The organism is Streptomyces sp. Qhu_M48, from assembly GCF_051305195.1.
Lineage (GTDB): Bacteria > Actinomycetota > Actinomycetes > Streptomycetales > Streptomycetaceae > Streptomyces.
On record NZ_CP195432.1, the window covers coordinates 6,571,949 to 6,587,952 of the forward strand.

The following is a 16,004-nucleotide window of genomic DNA, read 5'->3' on the forward strand; positions in this document are numbered from 1 at the left end:
GTCCCGCGCGGCGCGGCGCTCCGGTGGACCCTGTTCACCGGGGCGTACACGAGCGGGACGTGGTCAGAGGTGCGGCCGAAGCGGGCCGTGCTCGTGCTTCTCCGTACCCTCACAGCGGTGAAACCCCGCTTGTTTCCCGCCATTCACGGCCCCGAAACACCCCGTCAAGTGTGACTTGCGCGACGTTGGTGCGCCCGGCCTGCACCTCCCGGCCGGACAGGCGTAGCCTTGATTCCCGCTGTCCATCACCTTGTGAAGCGGAAGAGGGCGGTTGCCGCCGTGTCGTCTCAGTCCCCCAGTACCCCGAGCTCCCCGACCGACCAAGACGGGCAGGGCCAGAACCCTGCAGCCGCCTTCGGTGCCAATGAGTGGCTCGTCGACGAGATCTACCAGCAGTACCTCCAGGACCCGAATTCGGTCGATCGTGCCTGGTGGGACTTCTTCGCCGACTACAAGCCCGGAACGTCGGAGACCCCGGCCGCCCCGGCACCCACCACGCAGAGCGCGCCCGCCGCGCAGCAGGCGGGCCCCGCACAGGCCGCGCCTGCCGCTCCTGCGGCCGTTCCGGCCCCCGCGCCCGCTCCGGCCGCGACCCCGGCCCCCGCGCCCGCTCCGGCTCCCGTGAAGCCCGCCGCGGCCCCGGCCGCGCCGGTCGCCGCGAAGCCGGCCGCCGCCGCTCCGGCCGCGGCGAAGGCCGCGCCGGCGACCGAGGCCCCCGCCGGCCCCGAGCTGATCACGCTGCGCGGCCCCGCCGCCGCGGTCGCGAAGAACATGAACGCCTCCCTGGAGGTGCCGACGGCCACGTCCGTCCGCGCCGTCCCGGTGAAGCTGCTCTTCGACAACCGGATCGTGATCAACAACCACCTGAAGCGCGCCCGGGGCGGGAAGATCTCCTTCACGCACCTCATCGGCTACGCGATGGTGCAGGCGATCAAGGCCATGCCGTCGATGAACTACTCCTTCGCGGAGAAGGACGGCAAGCCGACCCTGGTCAAGCCGGAGCACGTGAACTTCGGTCTCGCGATCGACCTGGTGAAGCCCAACGGCGACCGCCAGCTCGTCGTCGCGGGCATCAAGAAGGCCGAGACGCTCAACTTCTTCGAGTTCTGGCAGGCGTACGAGGACATCGTCAAGCGCGCCCGCGTGGGCAAGCTCACGATGGAGGACTTCACCGGCGTCACGGTCTCCCTGACGAACCCCGGTGGCCTCGGCACCGTCCACTCCGTGCCGCGTCTGATGCCCGGACAGTCGGTCATCATGGGTGTCGGCTCGATGGACTACCCGGCCGAGTTCCAGGGCACCTCCCAGGACACCCTGAACAAGCTGGGCATCTCGAAGGTCATGACCCTGACCTCGACGTACGACCACCGGGTCATCCAGGGCGCCGCCTCCGGCGAGTTCCTGCGCGTCGTCGCCAACTTCCTCCTCGGCGAGGAGGGGTTCTACGACGACATCTTCAAGGCCCTGCGCATCCCCTACGAGCCGGTCCGCTGGCTCAAGGACATCGACGCCTCGCACGACGACGACGTCACCAAGGCCGCGCGCGTCTTCGAGCTCATCCACTCCTACCGGGTCCGCGGCCACGTCATGGCCGACACCGACCCGCTGGAGTACAAGCAGCGCAAGCACCCCGACCTGGACATCACCGAGCACGGCCTCACCCTGTGGGACCTGGAGCGGGAGTTCGCGGTCGGCGGCTTCGCCGGCAAGTCGATGATGAAGCTCCGCGACATCCTCGGCGTGCTGCGCGACTCGTACTGCCGCACCACCGGCGTCGAGTTCATGCACATCCAGGACCCGAAGCAGCGCAAGTGGATCCAGGACCGCGTCGAGCGCCCGCACTCCCGTGTGGAGCGCGAGGAGCAGCTGCGGATCCTGCGCCGGCTCAACGCGGCGGAGGCCTTCGAGACCTTCCTGCAGACGAAGTACGTCGGCCAGAAGCGCTTCTCCCTGGAGGGCGGCGAGTCCGTCATCCCGCTGCTCGACGCGGTCATCGACTCGGCCGCCGAGTCGCGCCTCGACGAGGTCGTCATCGGCATGGCCCACCGCGGCCGTCTGAACGTCCTGGCGAACATCGTCGGCAAGTCGTACGCGCAGATCTTCCGCGAGTTCGAGGGCAACCTCGACCCGAAGTCGATGCACGGCTCCGGCGACGTCAAGTACCACCTGGGCGCCGAGGGCACCTTCACCGGTCTGGACGGCGAGGAGATCAAGGTCTCCCTGGCCGCCAACCCCTCGCACCTGGAGGCGGTCGACCCGGTCCTGGAAGGCATCGTCCGCGCCAAGCAGGACGTCATCAACAAGGGCGGCACGGACTTCACCGTCCTGCCCGTCGCCCTGCACGGTGACGCGGCCTTCGCCGGCCAGGGTGTCGTCGCCGAGACGCTGAACATGTCGCAGCTGCGCGGCTACCGCACCGGCGGCACGGTCCACATCGTCATCAACAACCAGGTCGGCTTCACCGCCGCCCCGGAGTCCTCGCGTTCCTCGATGTACGCGACCGACGTGGCCCGCATGATCGAGGCGCCGATCTTCCACGTGAACGGCGACGACCCGGAGGCCGTGGTCCGCGTCGCGCGGCTCGCCTTCGAGTTCCGCCAGACGTTCAACAAGGACGTCGTGATCGACCTCATCTGCTACCGCCGCCGCGGTCACAACGAGGGCGACAACCCGCAGTTCACCAACCCGCAGATGTACAACCTGATCGACAAGAAGCGTTCGGTGCGCAAGCTGTACACCGAGTCGCTCATCGGTCGCGGCGACATCACCCTCGAAGAGGCGGAGCAGGCGCTCCAGGACTTCCAGGGCCAGCTGGAGAAGGTGTTCGCGGAGGTCCGCGAGGCCACCGCCGCCCCGACCCCGGCGCATGTCCCGGACGCCCGCGCCGAGTTCCCGGTCGGTGTCACCACCGCGGTCTCCACGGAGGTCGTGAAGCGGATCGCCGAGTCGCAGGTCACCATCCCGGAGCGGATCACGGTCCACCCGCGTCTGCTGCCGCAGATGCAGCGCCGCGCCGCGTCCATCGACGACGGCACCATCGACTGGGGCTTCGGCGAGACCCTCGCCATCGGCTCCCTGCTGATGGAGGGCACCCCGGTCCGGCTCTCCGGCCAGGACTCCCGCCGCGGCACCTTCGGCCAGCGCCACGCGGTCCTGGTCGACCAGGAGACCGGCGAGGACTACACCCCGCTGCTCTACCTGACCGAGGAGCAGGCCCACTACAACGTCTACGACTCGCTGCTCAGCGAGTACGCGGCGATGGGCTTCGAGTACGGCTACTCGCTGGAGCGCCCGGACGCCCTGGTCGTCTGGGAGGCCCAGTTCGGTGACTTCGTCAACGGCGCGCAGACCGTCGTCGACGAGTTCATCTCCTCGGCCGAGCAGAAGTGGGGCCAGACCTCCGGCGTCACGTTGCTCCTGCCGCACGGCTACGAGGGCCAGGGCCCGGACCACTCGTCCGCCCGCCCGGAGCGCTTCCTCCAGATGTGCGCCCAGGACAACATGACGGTCGCCATGCCGACGCTGCCGTCGAACTACTTCCACCTCCTGCGCTGGCAGGTGCACAACCCGCACCACAAGCCGCTCATCGTCTTCACCCCGAAGTCGATGCTGCGTCTGAAGGCCGCGGCGTCCAAGGTGGAGGAGTTCACCACCGGCGGCTTCCGCCCGGTGATCGGCGACTCGACGGTGAACCCGGCCGACGTCCGCAAGGTCGTCTTCTGCGCGGGCAAGGTCTACTACGACCTGGAGGCCGAGCGTCAGAAGCGCGGTGACACGGAGACCGCGATCATCCGTCTGGAGCGTCTGTACCCGCTGCCGGGTGCCGAGCTCCAGGCCGAGATCGCCAAGTACCCGAACGCCGCGAAGTACATCTGGGCGCAGGAGGAGCCGGCGAACCAGGGTGCCTGGCCGTTCATCGCGCTCAACCTGATCGACCACCTGGACCTGGCGGTCGGCGCGGACATCCCGGCGGGCGAGCGCCTGCGCCGGATCTCGCGTCCGCACTCCTCCTCCCCGGCGGTCGGCTCGGCCAAGCGCCACCAGGCGGAGCAGCAGCAGCTGGTCAACGAGGTCTTCGACGCCTGATCGTCGCCCTCGGAGCACGTACGGAGGCCCGGCACCCCGCGAGGGGGTGCCGGGCCTCCGGCGTACGCGCGGCCGGGTCAGAGGTTCGCCTCGAAGTCCCAGTACGGGCGGTTGCGCTGGCGCGCCGAGAGGGTGTGGGGGTGCTGGGCGCCCAGGGTCCTGGTGAGGGTGAGCAGGGCGTCCTCCTCCAGCTTCCCGGCCTCCTCGGTCTCGCGCAGTCCGCGCAGGTCGGTGGCGAGCGCGACCTGGCAGGAGAGGGTCAGCGGGTGCTCGTGGCCCATGACGTGGCGGGCCCGGCGGAGGGTGTCCCGGCTGAGTTCGGCGGCCTCGGACACCCGCCCGTTGAAGTTGCGGGCGGCGGTGGCGTTGAGGGCGCAGCCGAGGACCCAGGGGTGGTCGGGGCCGAGGGCGGCGGTGAGTCCGGCGAGCGCCGCCTCCAGCATGGTCATGGCCTCGGTGCGCTCGCCGGCCGCCTGCATCACCAGGGCGGTGTTGGCGAGGACGCCGGTGGAGACGGGGTGGGCGGGTCCGAGCAGGGCGCGGTAGCCGGCCTCGGCCTCGTTGATGAGGGCGCGGGCCCGGTCGAGGTCGCCGTGCTCGCGCAGGTAGTTGGCGTAGTTGGTGACGGCGGAGAGCGTGAGGTAGTGGCCGCGCCCCTGGGCTTGTTCGAGGTGGTCGAGGACCCCGGCCATGACGGCCCCGATGTCCTCCTTGAAGCCGCCTTCGCGGCGCCGGCAGAGGGCGAGCTGGCTGCGTGCGTAGAGGGTCTGCTGGTGCTGCGCGCCGAGGATCTTCACATGGAGGCGGACGTTGGCCTCCTGGCGGCCGAGGGCCTCGCGGTAGCGGCCGAGCAGCCGGAGGTCCTGGGCGACGGCGTTGTTGGAGTTGAGGGTGGAGGGGTGGTGGGGGCGCAGGATGTTCTCGCAGCGGGCGAGGGTGTCGGCGTCCTGCTCGTACGCCTGCTGGTAGCGGCCGAGCATCCGCAGGACGACGCCGACGTTGTGCCGGGCGGCGAGGGTGAGCTGCTGGGTCTCGCCGAGGAGGGTCCGCGCCTCGGCGAGGACCTCGCGCTGGAGGTGTTCGGACTCCTTGTACTGGCCGAGGAAGCGCAGGTCGCGGGCGATGCAGATCTTGGACTTGAGTTCGCCGAGCTCGTCGGGGTGGTCGGCCGCGGTGAGCAGGTTGCGGCGGGTGAGGTCGAGTTCGTACGCCTCGCGGAAGCCGCCGCTGCGGCGCAGGATGTCGCCTTCCACGGTGGTGAGTTCCTGCATGTGCGGGGAGAGCGGGTCCATGAACCCGGTCCAGCTGCCGCGGATGCGTTCGGCGAGGCGGGTGCCGGCCTTGTACTCGCCGCTGCGGTCGCAGTAGCGCAGGCAGTTGAGGACGGTGGTCTGGATGCGCGGGTCGGTGCTCCGCAGCGCCCCGGAGGGCTCCAGGTGGGGCAGGAGTTCGGAGTAGCGGGGCCAGTTCCGGCTGTCGGTCGGGTTCCCGGGGTCGGCCTCGGCGAGGAGGGTGCGGACGGCCTTGCGGTGGGCTTCGCGGTGCTCGCCGTCGGTGAGCCGGGACACGATGTCGTGGACGAGCCGGTGCATGTGGACCGACTCCTGCTGGGGTACGGCCTCCTCGCTGACGGGCCCGCGGGTCTCCCGGGTGAGCACCGAGTAGTTGACGAGGGTGTCGAGGGCCCGGGACCAGGCGGGCAGGTCGGTCGCCATCCACCGCAGGTCCTCGGGGAGCGGGGCCTGCGGGTGGGCGCGGACGATGCCGAGGGGGATGCGGCCGGGGGCGAAGGAGGCGCAGAGGCTGAGGATGTCGATGGCCTGGGGCTGGGCGCGCCGGAGCCGGTTGATCAGTATCGACCAGGAGGTGAGGGAGGTGTTGGGCATGCCGTCGCCGCCGCGGGGTTCGTCGACGGTGGAGAGCCGTCCTTCGCGGACCATGCGCAGGTATTCGGAGGCCTCCATGCCGGACTCTCCGAGCCAGGCGGCGGCCTGGACGAGGGGCAGGGGTACGTCTCCGAACTCGGCGGCGACCTCGTCGGCCTCGGCGGCGGTGATGTGCGGGGCCCGGCGCATGAGGTAGCCGGTGGATTCGGCGCGGTCGAAGTTGCGGACCGGGAGCACGTCGGTGTGTTCGCGCCAGCCGTGGTTGCGGGAGGTGATGAGGACGTGTCCGGGGCCGTGCGGGAGCATGACGTTGACGCCCTCGATGTCGTCCCAGCCGTCGAAGACGACGAGCCAGCGGCCGTGCGGGTCGCCGCGGCGGAGGGCTTCACGAACGGCGCGGATGCGTTCGCCGGGCTCGCTGCCGGTGGGGAGTTCGAGGGCGACGGCGAGTTCGCCGAGGCGGTCGCGCTGGACGTTGCGGTCGTCGGAGCTGACCCACCAGATGACGTCGTAGTCGGAGCTGAAGCGGTGGGCGTACTCGGCGGCGATCTGGGTCTTGCCGATGCCGGACATGCCGAGGAGGGTGTACGCGGCGTTGCCGCGCTCGGCGTCCATGAGCCGTTCCTGGAGCTCGGTGAGGAGGTCGTCGCGGCCCGTGAAGCGGGGGTTGCGGCGGGGTACCTCGCCCCAGATGTCCGGCGGGGTGTCGGGGTAGCGCACGAGGGCGGCCGGTGCGATCCGCCGGGCGGGGGAACGGCGCGGTTCGATGTCGAGCCTGCCGAGGAGCCGGGCCTCGGCCTCCTCCTCGCCGACGCCCCAGAGGCTGACGGGTTCGAGGACGGCGGTGGCCGGGAGCAGGGTGCGGTTGGTGAGGTTGACGGCGGCGAAGCGGTCGGCGTGGTTGGCGACGAAGCTGCGCAGGACGTCGTTCCACTCGCCGGAGGCGCGGGGGCCCAGTTCGAAGAACCAGTCGTCGAGGACGAGGAGGACCCGGCCGCGGGCGAGGAGCAGGTCGCCGAGCGAGTCCTCCAGGGGGATCTCGCGGGGCGGGTCCCAGCGTTGCAGGGTGGCGCGGACGCCGTGGGTGTCGAGGCGCTGGTTGATCCAGGCCGCCCAGGGTCGGTGGTAGCCCGGAAAGACGACGAGGACGTGTTCGGGAGCGGCTCTGCCACCGCCGTCCGCCGAAGCGCCGCCCGACCGCTGTTCCGCCATGTGTGCATCTCCCGTCCCGCTCACGCGCAACGCAGTGTCATGTGCCGTGGGCACAGTGTTACCCAAGGGCTCGCCGGCCGGGGCCGAGGCTCGCATGATGCTTCCGCATTTGCCGGGCGAACTCCCTTCCCTCATTGGTCAGTTCATCGGATTCAAGCAGGATCGCCAGGGCTGCGGCCACCTGATCGTGGACATGGTCGAACCTCTGCGCGGACCGTACGCGCCACTCCCCCGACACTCCGGCGGCGCGCGGGGCCCGAGCCGCCCGGTGCCACAGGTCGGTGAGCGCCAGGTGGGCGTAGGCGCCCTGGAGGACACCGGCGACCGGGCGGGCGTCGGAGCGCCAGCCGACCCGGTAGGTGGGGGCCGCCCGGTCCGGCGGGTGGGGCCGGTGGAGCGGGACCAGTTCGTGGAGCGTGGCGAGCTTGCTGTGCTGCAGCTCGTGGACGAGGGTCTCGGCCATGTCCGCGGCACCGGCGGCGGGTGTCATGAGGACGGCGCCGGGGGCGGCGCTCAGGGTGGCCCCGGCGGAGCTCGTCCCGCGCGGGACGAGCGGCACGACGGCCTCCACCGAGCGGCTCACCTCCACCGCCCTGGCCCGGTCGGTCCCGCGCAGCAGAACGCGGGCGGCGGTCCAGCGGACGGCCCAGCCGGCGTGGTCGGTGTCGGCGTGATCCGCCGCGGCCCGCACCGGGATGCCCATGGCCGGCGGCAGCCGGTACGGGTCGAGGTCCTCCAGCCGGGTCGTGCCGCCGGGCAGGGCGCGCAGCCCCCGCCAGCCGGGACCGCTGCCGGTCAGCGTCCCCGCGGGGCCGCCCGCCCGGCGGCGGAGCACGGCGCGGGAGCCCGCGCCGTCCTCGGCCCCGATCCGCACCGAGCGGGAGCGGGCGTCGATCCGGACCCGCCGCGCGCCGCCCGCGTCGACCCGGCCGACACCGGGCAGCGGGAGCACCCCGCCGGGGGTCTCGACCACCAGGTCCACGGGGAGCCCGGCGCGCAGGGCGGCGGTGGCGGCGAGCAGTTCGAGGTGGGCGAGGTGACGGTCGAGGCCGGTCCCGAGCGGCTCGGTGAGCGCGGTGGCGAGCCAGCCGCCGGTGGTGGGGTAGTCCAGGACGGCGCGGACGACGTCGGGGCGGACCCGCTCGGCCCGTTCGAGCAGGAGCCAGCCCGCCCCGAAGCCGCGCAGCACGGCGGGCGCCACCGCCTCGCGGTGGCGCTGGACCCGCACCAGAAGGGTCTTGAGGAGGAGAAGCCGACGGGCGTGCAGCCCGGAGCGGAGGAAGGACGCCCCGGCGGGTCCGGGGCGCGTGGTGGCGAGACCGGCGAGGACCGCCGGGTCCGGCGGTGCGGCGATCACCCGGGGCTCCCCGCCGACGAGCGGCGGCCGGGCGTCGATACGGCCGGAAACGATCGCCCCGCACGGACTCCGGGCGACCGCCCCGTCAGGACACCGGGCCGTCTCCTCGCGCGGACGTCCCGCGCGGGCCCGCGGCCGTCACCGAACGGACTCGTCCTCCTGCCAGGACTGGACGAGATCCGAGGGACGGAGCAGCACTCTCTCCACCGCCGCCCCGAGGGCGGCGTCGTCCATGACCCGCAGGGTCCGCAGGTCGACAGCCGCGAGATCGGACAGATGCGGAGACCTGGCGGCGGCCCTGCCGCCACCGGTCGCCCACCCCGTGTGCTCGAACACTCTCGGCTCCTCCTCACCGACGCTGTCCCCCACGGTCGTAGCGGTGCGGCGGTTCTTCCCGACGCCACGAGACCGGAAACCCATTCGATTCAACTGCCCCCATGTGCGCCCCCGTTATCCAGCCGTCCAGAACCACCACGGGGGAAGGACGCGGCGGCGCTCCTCGGACGTGAGCGGCACGCCCTCCCGCCCCCCTGCGCCCTCCACCCCCGCGAGCAGCGCCCGGGTCCGCTCGACGTCGTTCCAGTCGACCTCCACCAGCTCCCCCGTCAGCCCTCGCCACCGCTCGGTCGCGGCGAGCAGCGCGGCCCTGGCCCGTGCCGGCCGGCCCATCAGCAACAGGACGGCGCCCTGGGCGTGCAGGGCGCGGGCGCCGGTGACGGTGCCCGGGGCGGATCCGTGGGCGGCACGGGAGTCCTCCTCGGCGTTGCGGTACGCGGTGAGGGCATCGCCGATCACTCCCTCCCGTGCGGTTTCGGCCAACTCCAACCTGACCCGACCCAGTTGCAGCCACACTTCGGCGCGGCCCGCCGGGTCCCCGGTGCCCCGGAGCGCCTGTTCCAGCAGGTGGCGGCTCTCGAACAGGTCGGGCAGGAAGCCGGCCCGGTGGAAGCGGAGCGCGAGGACGCTGCCGATCAGGGTCCGCGCCCGGGCCCGCTCGGGCGCTCCGGCGGGCAGCCGGGTGAGGGCCTCGCGCAGGACCCCTTCGGCCCGGTCGACGGGGGCGGTCCCGGTGCCGGTCGCGGCGCGCCGGAGCAGGGATCCGCCCCAGGTGAGCAGGAGCGGGCCGCGCTGCTCGCTGTCGGCGGGGGCGAGCAGGGTGGCCTCCTCGTACGCGGCGTCGGCGGCGGCCCCGTCGCCCTCCGTGTCGTACAGCCGGGCGCGCGCGGTGGTGAGGCGGAGCCGCAGGGCGCGGGCGTCGCCGAGGAGGGGTTCGGCGCGGTCGAGCACGAGGCCGATGCGGCCGGGGTCGGCCTCGGCGAGCCGCAGGGCGTCGGCGAGGTCGAGGAGGGCGGCGGCGCTCTCGTGGAGGGTGAGGGCGGCGGTGAGTTCGCCGGCCGCCGCGTCGCCGTCGCCCCGGGCGAGGAGGAGCCGGCCCCGGCGCAGGTGGAGGGTGTGGCGGGCGGTGTCGGGCCAGCGGTCGGCGTGCTCGGCGAGGGCGGTGAGGGCCGCGTCGAGGTGGCCGGTCTCGTCGGTGTCGCGCCAGAGCGCGTGGTGGACGACGGCGAGGTCGAGCCGGGCCTCGGCCCATGACTCCTCGCCGGTGGTGGCGAGTTCCCCGGCCCGTACGAGGGTGTCGGCGGCCTGGTTGAGGAGTTCGGGGCGGCGGCCGGCGCGGCGGGCGGCGGCGGTGCCGGCCTCGGCGTACAGGGCGCGGGCGAGGATGATCCGGGCCTCGACCGGTTCGGTGGGGAGCGCCGCCTCGGCGCGCTCGCGGGCGCCGGCGAGGAGGGCCGGGTCGGACTGGCCGCGGCCCTGCGCGAGCAGGCGACGGGCCTCGGTGAGCGGGTCGGGGGTGACGAGGTCGGGGTGGTAGAAGCGGAGCACACGCGCGGGGATGCGGGCGAAGAGTTCGGTCTCGGGGCCTTCCGGGCCGAGGGGTTCGTCGGTCTCCTCGGGCAGGTCCGCGACCCCGCCGGGGGACCGGCCCGTGGCGGCGGAAGGGTCGTCCCCGCCGCCGGTCCCGGTGCCGGTGCCGGTGCCGGTGCCGGTGCCGGTGCCCGCGAGACGGGCGGCGGCGAGCGCGGGGAAGTTGCGCATGCCCTGGCCGAAATTGCGCTCCACGTACGCCGAGCAGTGTTTGAGGACGAGGGCGGCGGCGCTGGGGTCGAGTGAGCCGAGGAAGTGCTGCTGGATGCCGGGCGGATAGCTGAAGCAGGGGTACGGGGTGGGGCCGGGCAGCCGTCGCAGGAGCCCGCTGAGCAGGACCTCGGCCAGTTCCATGGGGCCGGTGTCGGGCAGCATCGCGCGCTGGACGAGTTGCATGACGGGCAGCGTCAGCGGGGCCGCCGCGAGGTGGACGGCGAGCCGGAGCGCGCCGGGTGAGGCACCGGCCCGGAAGGCCCGCAGGAGGTCCTCGTTGCTCCGCCGGGCGCGGGGGGTGGCGGGTGCGCGCGACTCCACCGGTTCGGGGGTGAGCCAGGCGGCCCAGCCGCGTACGGCGTTGCCGCCGTGCCCGGTGTGGAGCCGGGTCCAGGAGGCGAAGGCCTCGGGTGTCGGGGTGAGGACGGGGACGGCCCTGCGGCCGGCGGCGAGGGGGCCCCAGGGTTCGTCGTCGGAGCGGAAGACGGTGTGGCCGCCGGGGGTCGCGGAGCGCTGGAAGGTGCCGGGTTCGGCGGGGAGCGCGGTGCGGGGCCACAGGCGCGGCGGCAGGGGCTGGACGAGGGCGAGCGGGGAGTGGCGGGGCCACTGGCGCAGGAAGCGCTGGGCGGCGCCGCGCTGCCAGAGGGGTCCGACGCAGTCGCTGACGACGAGGGTGAACCGGCGGCCGGTGGGGTCGTGGAGCTGGTCGACGGGGCGCAGCCGGGGTCTGCCGTCGGCTCCGGAGGTGGTGGTGAGGAGCGGGGGGCCGTCGCCGGTGTCGTACAGCCGGTGCACCTGGACGTCGCGGAAGGCGCCGGACTGCTGGCAGGCCTGGCGGAGTTCCTCGACCATCCGGCTCCAGACGACCATGGCGGGGCCGGTGTCCATCAGGAGCTGGATGTCGGGGCGGCGGCCGGCGGCGGGGCGCAGGACGGGGGTGAGGATGCCTGCGGCGGCGCTGCGTTCGGCGGTGGCCTCCTCGTCGAGGGTCCCCTCGCCGGGGCGGAGCGGCGCGCGGGCGTGGTCGCGCAGGGGACGGAGGGCCTTCTGGAGGCCGAGGAGGCCGGGGAGGGCGTTGGCGCCGGGCGCGCGTACGGGCAGGGTCGCGCCCCTTTCGGTACGCCCCGGGCCACCGGCGGCTCCCGTTCGCCCGGCGGCTCCGGTGGTGGCCATGTGGAGGGAGACGGACTCCCGTGCGCCCGTGGGCCCGGCGCCCGGTCCGGCGGCGCCGCCGTCCGGGCGTAGGGAACCGTCCTCGCCCCTGAGCGGGTCTCCGTGCCCGGTGGAGCGGCCGGGGCCGTCGGAGCCGTCCTCGACGGTCTCCGGCGGCGGGCCGGTCCGGGGGCCCGCCGCCCCCTCGGCCCTCTCCGCCTCCTCCGCCCCCTCCGCCTCCTCGGTTCCTTCGGCTCCTTCGGGGGAGGGCCCGGGGAGCCATCGGGCCAGCCAGAGGGCGTCCGCGATGTCCTCGGCGGTGGGGTCCTGGCCGCCGGCCCGCAGTCTGCGGGTGAGCTCTTCCAGATGCATCCGGTGCATCCGACCGTCACCTCGGCTGATCGAGCGGTTGCATGAGCATGTCGGCGATGCGTTCCCTGGTGACCCGCTCGGCGCGGGAGGCGTGCTGGGTCAGGTAGAGGGCGTTGAGGAGCTGGTCGGTGGCGATCACCTCGCCGGGCTCGCGGTTGAGGAAGCGCTGGAGGAGGCCCTGCTCCCCGTCGCCCGCGGCGGCCTCGGACCCCAGGTGGGCCTCGATCATCGCGCGGAGCTGCTCCTCGCCGGGCGGTTCGAGCTCCAGGCGGATGCAGCGACGCAACAGGGCGGCGGGGAAGTCCCGTTCGCCGTTGGAGGTGAGCACGATGAACGGGAAGGTGGTGCAGCGGACCCGGCCGCCGAAGACCGCCACCTTGCGGCCGTCGTCGCTGAGCACCTCGACGACGGGCTCCCGGTCGGCGAGCCGCTCCAGCTCGGGTATGGCGAACTCGCCCTCCTCCAGGGCGTTCAGGAGGTCGTTCGGCAGGTCGAGGTCGCTCTTGTCGAGCTCGTCGATGAGCAGCACCCGGGGCTGGTCGGAGGGGAGCAGCGCGGTGCCGAGCGGGCCGAGCCGGATGTACGAGCCGATGCCCGCCGGGGCCGCGGCGGCGGGCGATCCCGCCTGGGCGCGCTCCAGCTGGACGTCCTGGAGGCGCCCGATGGCGTCGTACCGGTAGAGGCCGTCCTGGAGGGTGGTCCGGCTGACGATCGGCCACCGGAGGACGCGCCCGAGGCGCAGTTCGTGGGCGACAGCGTGCGCGAGGGTGGACTTGCCGGTGCCGGGGTTGCCGGTGACGAGGAGCGGGCGCCGCAGGTACAGGGCGGCGTTGACGGCGTCGGTCTCGGCGGGCCGGGGGTGGTGGTTCTGGACGAGTCTGCGTTTGACGCCGAGCCGCCGGTCGGAGCCGGCCAGGGTGTCGTCGGCACTGCCCGCCGAGAAGTCGCGCCAGGGCGGCGGGGCGGGCAGCCGCTGTATCTCGTCGTGCGGAAGACCGGCACCACGGTAGATCCGCCAATCGTTCACGAGGGACTCCTCCTGGCTGTGGTGTCGATGCCGGGCCCGTCGAAGGTACCGCCCCGGGAAGGGGCCTGCCGATGCCGTATCCGGACGGATCGCGAAGGCGTCGCCCCGGTGGCAGCACCGGTCACTGCTCTCCCTCCCCGAGCAGGGGCGGGGCCTCCAGACGGCCGCCGTGGGGCGGCCGGTCGGGCGGGTCGAGCAGGACGGCGACGGTCTCCGCCCACGCGTGCGCGGCCCGCGACTCGGGCCCCGCCGAGTGGTCGGTCGCGCGGGTGCGCAGGGAGCGGACGGGCCCCCGCACGCCCCAGGCGGTGAGGGCGGTGGCGAGCAGCCGGTCGGCCCGCTCGTGGAACTCCGCGCAGTCGGCGTGGTCGTGGGCGCCGGTCCGCCAGAGGGCGAGCGGATGCCCGGCGGCGAGGGCCGCGTTCATCGCCATGAGCCCGTCGCCGCTGCCCACGTGACCGCAGTAGACGGGGACGGCACCGCCCTCGGCCTCGCGGAGCCGGTCGTACGTCTCCGCCCAGGTCTCCCGGCGTACGCGGGGGGTGTGGGCGTCCTGGCCCGCGCCGGGCGCCTCGGCGCGCAGCGGGGTGGCGTGGAGCGGCCCGCGCTCCCCCGCCTCCCAGCGCTCGCGCCATTCGGGGGCCGGTTCCCGGTCGTGGCGGCGGGCGTCGCGGATGACGACGATCCGGCGCTGGCCGAGCGTGGGCGCCCAGGCGTCGTCGGGACCCTGGGGCGGTTCGAGCCGCCAGGTGTCGAGGGGTTCGTCGAAGAGCTCACGCGGCAGCACCGCCTCCACGGCGGCCAGGTGCGGTCCGCTGTCGCCGCGCCGCAGGGCGTCCGCGAGCGGTTCGCGCAGGGTCTCCCTGAGGCGGGACCGCTCGACGCCCCGGTCGTCGAGGTGGAGCGGGCTGACGGTCTGTCCGTCCAGGAGGAGCTTGACCCGCCACGGGTACCGCCGGTCGTAGCGGGGGGTGTCGATCTCCAGGAGGACGTCGCCGCGTGGGCGGGGTTCGCGTACGGAGAGGGGCGCGGGCCGGCCGGGGCCGACGAGCCGGTCGATCTCGCGCCTGAGGTGCCGGTCGGCGTCGCCCGACTCGTCGACGATCCAGCGGGTGAGTCCCGTGGTGTCGGCGCGCTCTCCGTACCGCCCGCCGACGTGCCGGACGACATGGGCCGCGTACAGGAGCACCGCGTCCAGGTCGAGGTCGAGGACACCGTCCCGGCGGGGCGCCCGCAGACCGCGCAGGAGGCCGGCGCCCTCGCTCCAGGTGCGCGGATCGTGCTCCAGGGCGTCGGGCAGGTCGTCGTCCCTGATCCAGGCCTTGACCTGGTCGATCAGGTCCATGATCTCGCCGGGCGCGGTGGGCGCGGGCAGTTCGGCGAACCGCCCGTACAGCTGGGTGCGGGTCCCCGGGCTGACGCCCCGGCCGCCGGGGAGCAGCCGCTGGGCACGGGTCCAGTCGGGCCGGTCGTCCAGCGAGCGGTAGCGGGCGAGGTGGTACCGGTCGTGGGCGCGCAGCACCTCGCCCATCACCTCGCCACCGGGCAGGTCGTGCAGACCGCGCAGGGCGGTGACGGGGACGACGGCGCCGCCGTCGCGCCCGCGGCCCTTGTTGAGGCCGACGACGGCGCCCTGCTGGTGGTCGACGACGGGGCCGCCGGAGCAGCCTTCGACGGGCATGACCCAGTCCGTGATCAGCGCCTTGCCGTCGCTGCCGATCAGGGTGCCGTGGACGTGCCGGATGCCGAGCTCGCCCGTCTCCCGGGACCAGCCGTGGAGTCCGACGGCGGTCGGCGGGACGGGCGGGCGCTCGCCGAGGCGCACGCAGGACGCCTTCTGCGCGCCGGGCACCCGGACGAGGGCGAGGTCGGGGAAGGCCCACCGGTCGGGCGGGTCGTCGGGCCGGTCGGGGCGGGGCAGGGCGAGCACGACGGAGCCGGTGGTCTCCCGGGTGGTCTTGCCGTCCTCCCAGGTGATGCCGACGGCCGGCTCGCTCCTCCACACCGCGCTTCCCCCCTCGGCCACGACATGGGCGCAGGTCAGCACCCAGCCGGGGGCGATGAAGAAGCCGGTGCCCCAGTACCGGTCGCCGTGCGGGTCATACCCGCCGCCGGGAGCGGCGACGCGTACCAGGGCGGGGCGCACGAGAGCGTCGTAGGCGCTCATGCGCGCCCGTCGGCCGCCGGGTCCGGTGCGGGCGGCCCGGACGCGGGCGCGGGACGGGGCGGTTCGGGCGTGGGGGCGGGACCGGGTGTGGGGGCGGGGCCGGGCGGTTCTGGCGTCGGGGCGGGACGGGGGCCGGGCGGTTCTGGCATCGGGGCGGGACGGGGGCCGGGCGGTTCGGCTGTCGCGCCCGGTTCGGTCCAGGTGAGGGAGACGTTCACGGAGGCCTTGCCCGCACCGTCCGCGAGGACCCCGATGACCTTGCCGGACTGGGCCGACAGTTCGATGCCGAAACTGACGGCGACCTCCACGGGACCCTGCGGGTCGAGCCCGGCCCGCAGCGAACCGACCACCCCGCGCACCACGTCCGTGAGCCCGCCGGCCATCGAGACCACCCGGTCCCTGACGCCGGTGTCCTGGAACCCCCCGCCCCTGCCGAGTTCCTGCACGTCACTGACCCGGGCCCACACCGGTGTGCCGTCGTCGAGCCGAATCCGAGCGATCCCGTGAGTCACAGCGCCCCCGCTCCCCGAAACGATGATGGGGAAGGCTAGTCGGTGGGACTGACGGGCGACAGGGGACGTGAGGGGTACGGCCTATCCTGATCGC

Annotated in this window: 8 protein-coding genes; 1 reads left to right on the forward strand and 7 read right to left on the reverse strand. The window is 73.9% G+C overall.

Features of this window, described 5'->3' with window-relative positions:
• The first annotated feature begins 279 nt into the window (after window positions 1-279).
• Window positions 280-4,086 carry a multifunctional oxoglutarate decarboxylase/oxoglutarate dehydrogenase thiamine pyrophosphate-binding subunit/dihydrolipoyllysine-residue succinyltransferase subunit gene (locus tag ACRRSS_RS29335; protein WP_435974066.1) on the forward strand — a complete coding sequence of 1,269 codons (3,807 nt, stop codon included), beginning with the start codon at window positions 280-282 and terminating at the stop codon, window positions 4,084-4,086.
• 77 nt (window positions 4,087-4,163) lie between these two features.
• On the opposite strand, the gene fxsT is transcribed toward ACRRSS_RS29335, so the two are convergent.
• The 7 genes from fxsT to ACRRSS_RS29370 form a co-directional block, all read right to left on the reverse strand.
• Window positions 4,164-7,184 carry an FxSxx-COOH system tetratricopeptide repeat protein gene (fxsT, locus tag ACRRSS_RS29340; protein ID WP_435974067.1) on the reverse strand — a complete coding sequence of 1,007 codons (3,021 nt, stop codon included), beginning with the start codon at window positions 7,182-7,184 and terminating at the stop codon, window positions 4,164-4,166.
• A 58-nt stretch (window positions 7,185-7,242) separates the two neighbouring features.
• Entirely contained in the window at window positions 7,243-8,541 is a 1,299-nt protein-coding gene (locus ACRRSS_RS29345) for an aKG-HExxH-type peptide beta-hydroxylase (protein WP_435974068.1), read from the reverse strand.
• A 138-nt stretch (window positions 8,542-8,679) separates the two neighbouring features.
• The gene (locus ACRRSS_RS29350; RefSeq protein ID WP_435974069.1) at window positions 8,680-8,877 is read right to left on the reverse strand and encodes a hypothetical protein; all 198 of its coding nucleotides are present in this window, start codon (window positions 8,875-8,877) and stop codon (window positions 8,680-8,682) included.
• Between the two features lie 114 nt (window positions 8,878-8,991).
• A complete protein-coding gene (locus ACRRSS_RS29355; protein ID WP_435974070.1) occupies window positions 8,992-12,213 on the reverse strand; it encodes an SAV_2336 N-terminal domain-related protein in 3,222 nt (1,073 codons plus the stop codon).
• A 7-nt stretch (window positions 12,214-12,220) separates the two neighbouring features.
• Window positions 12,221-13,231 (reverse strand): AAA family ATPase, encoded by a 1,011-nt coding sequence (locus ACRRSS_RS29360; protein ID WP_435974071.1) that lies wholly within the window; start codon window positions 13,229-13,231, stop codon window positions 12,221-12,223.
• Window positions 13,232-13,352: 121 nt separating this feature from the next.
• Window positions 13,353-15,398 (reverse strand): trypsin-like peptidase domain-containing protein, encoded by a 2,046-nt coding sequence (locus ACRRSS_RS29365; protein WP_435974072.1) that lies wholly within the window; start codon window positions 15,396-15,398, stop codon window positions 13,353-13,355.
• Window positions 15,395-15,910 (reverse strand): CU044_2847 family protein, encoded by a 516-nt coding sequence (locus ACRRSS_RS29370; RefSeq protein ID WP_435974073.1) that lies wholly within the window; start codon window positions 15,908-15,910, stop codon window positions 15,395-15,397. Before ACRRSS_RS29370 ends, ACRRSS_RS29365 begins: the two co-directional genes overlap by 4 nt.
• Window positions 15,911-16,004: the final 94 nt, after the last annotated feature.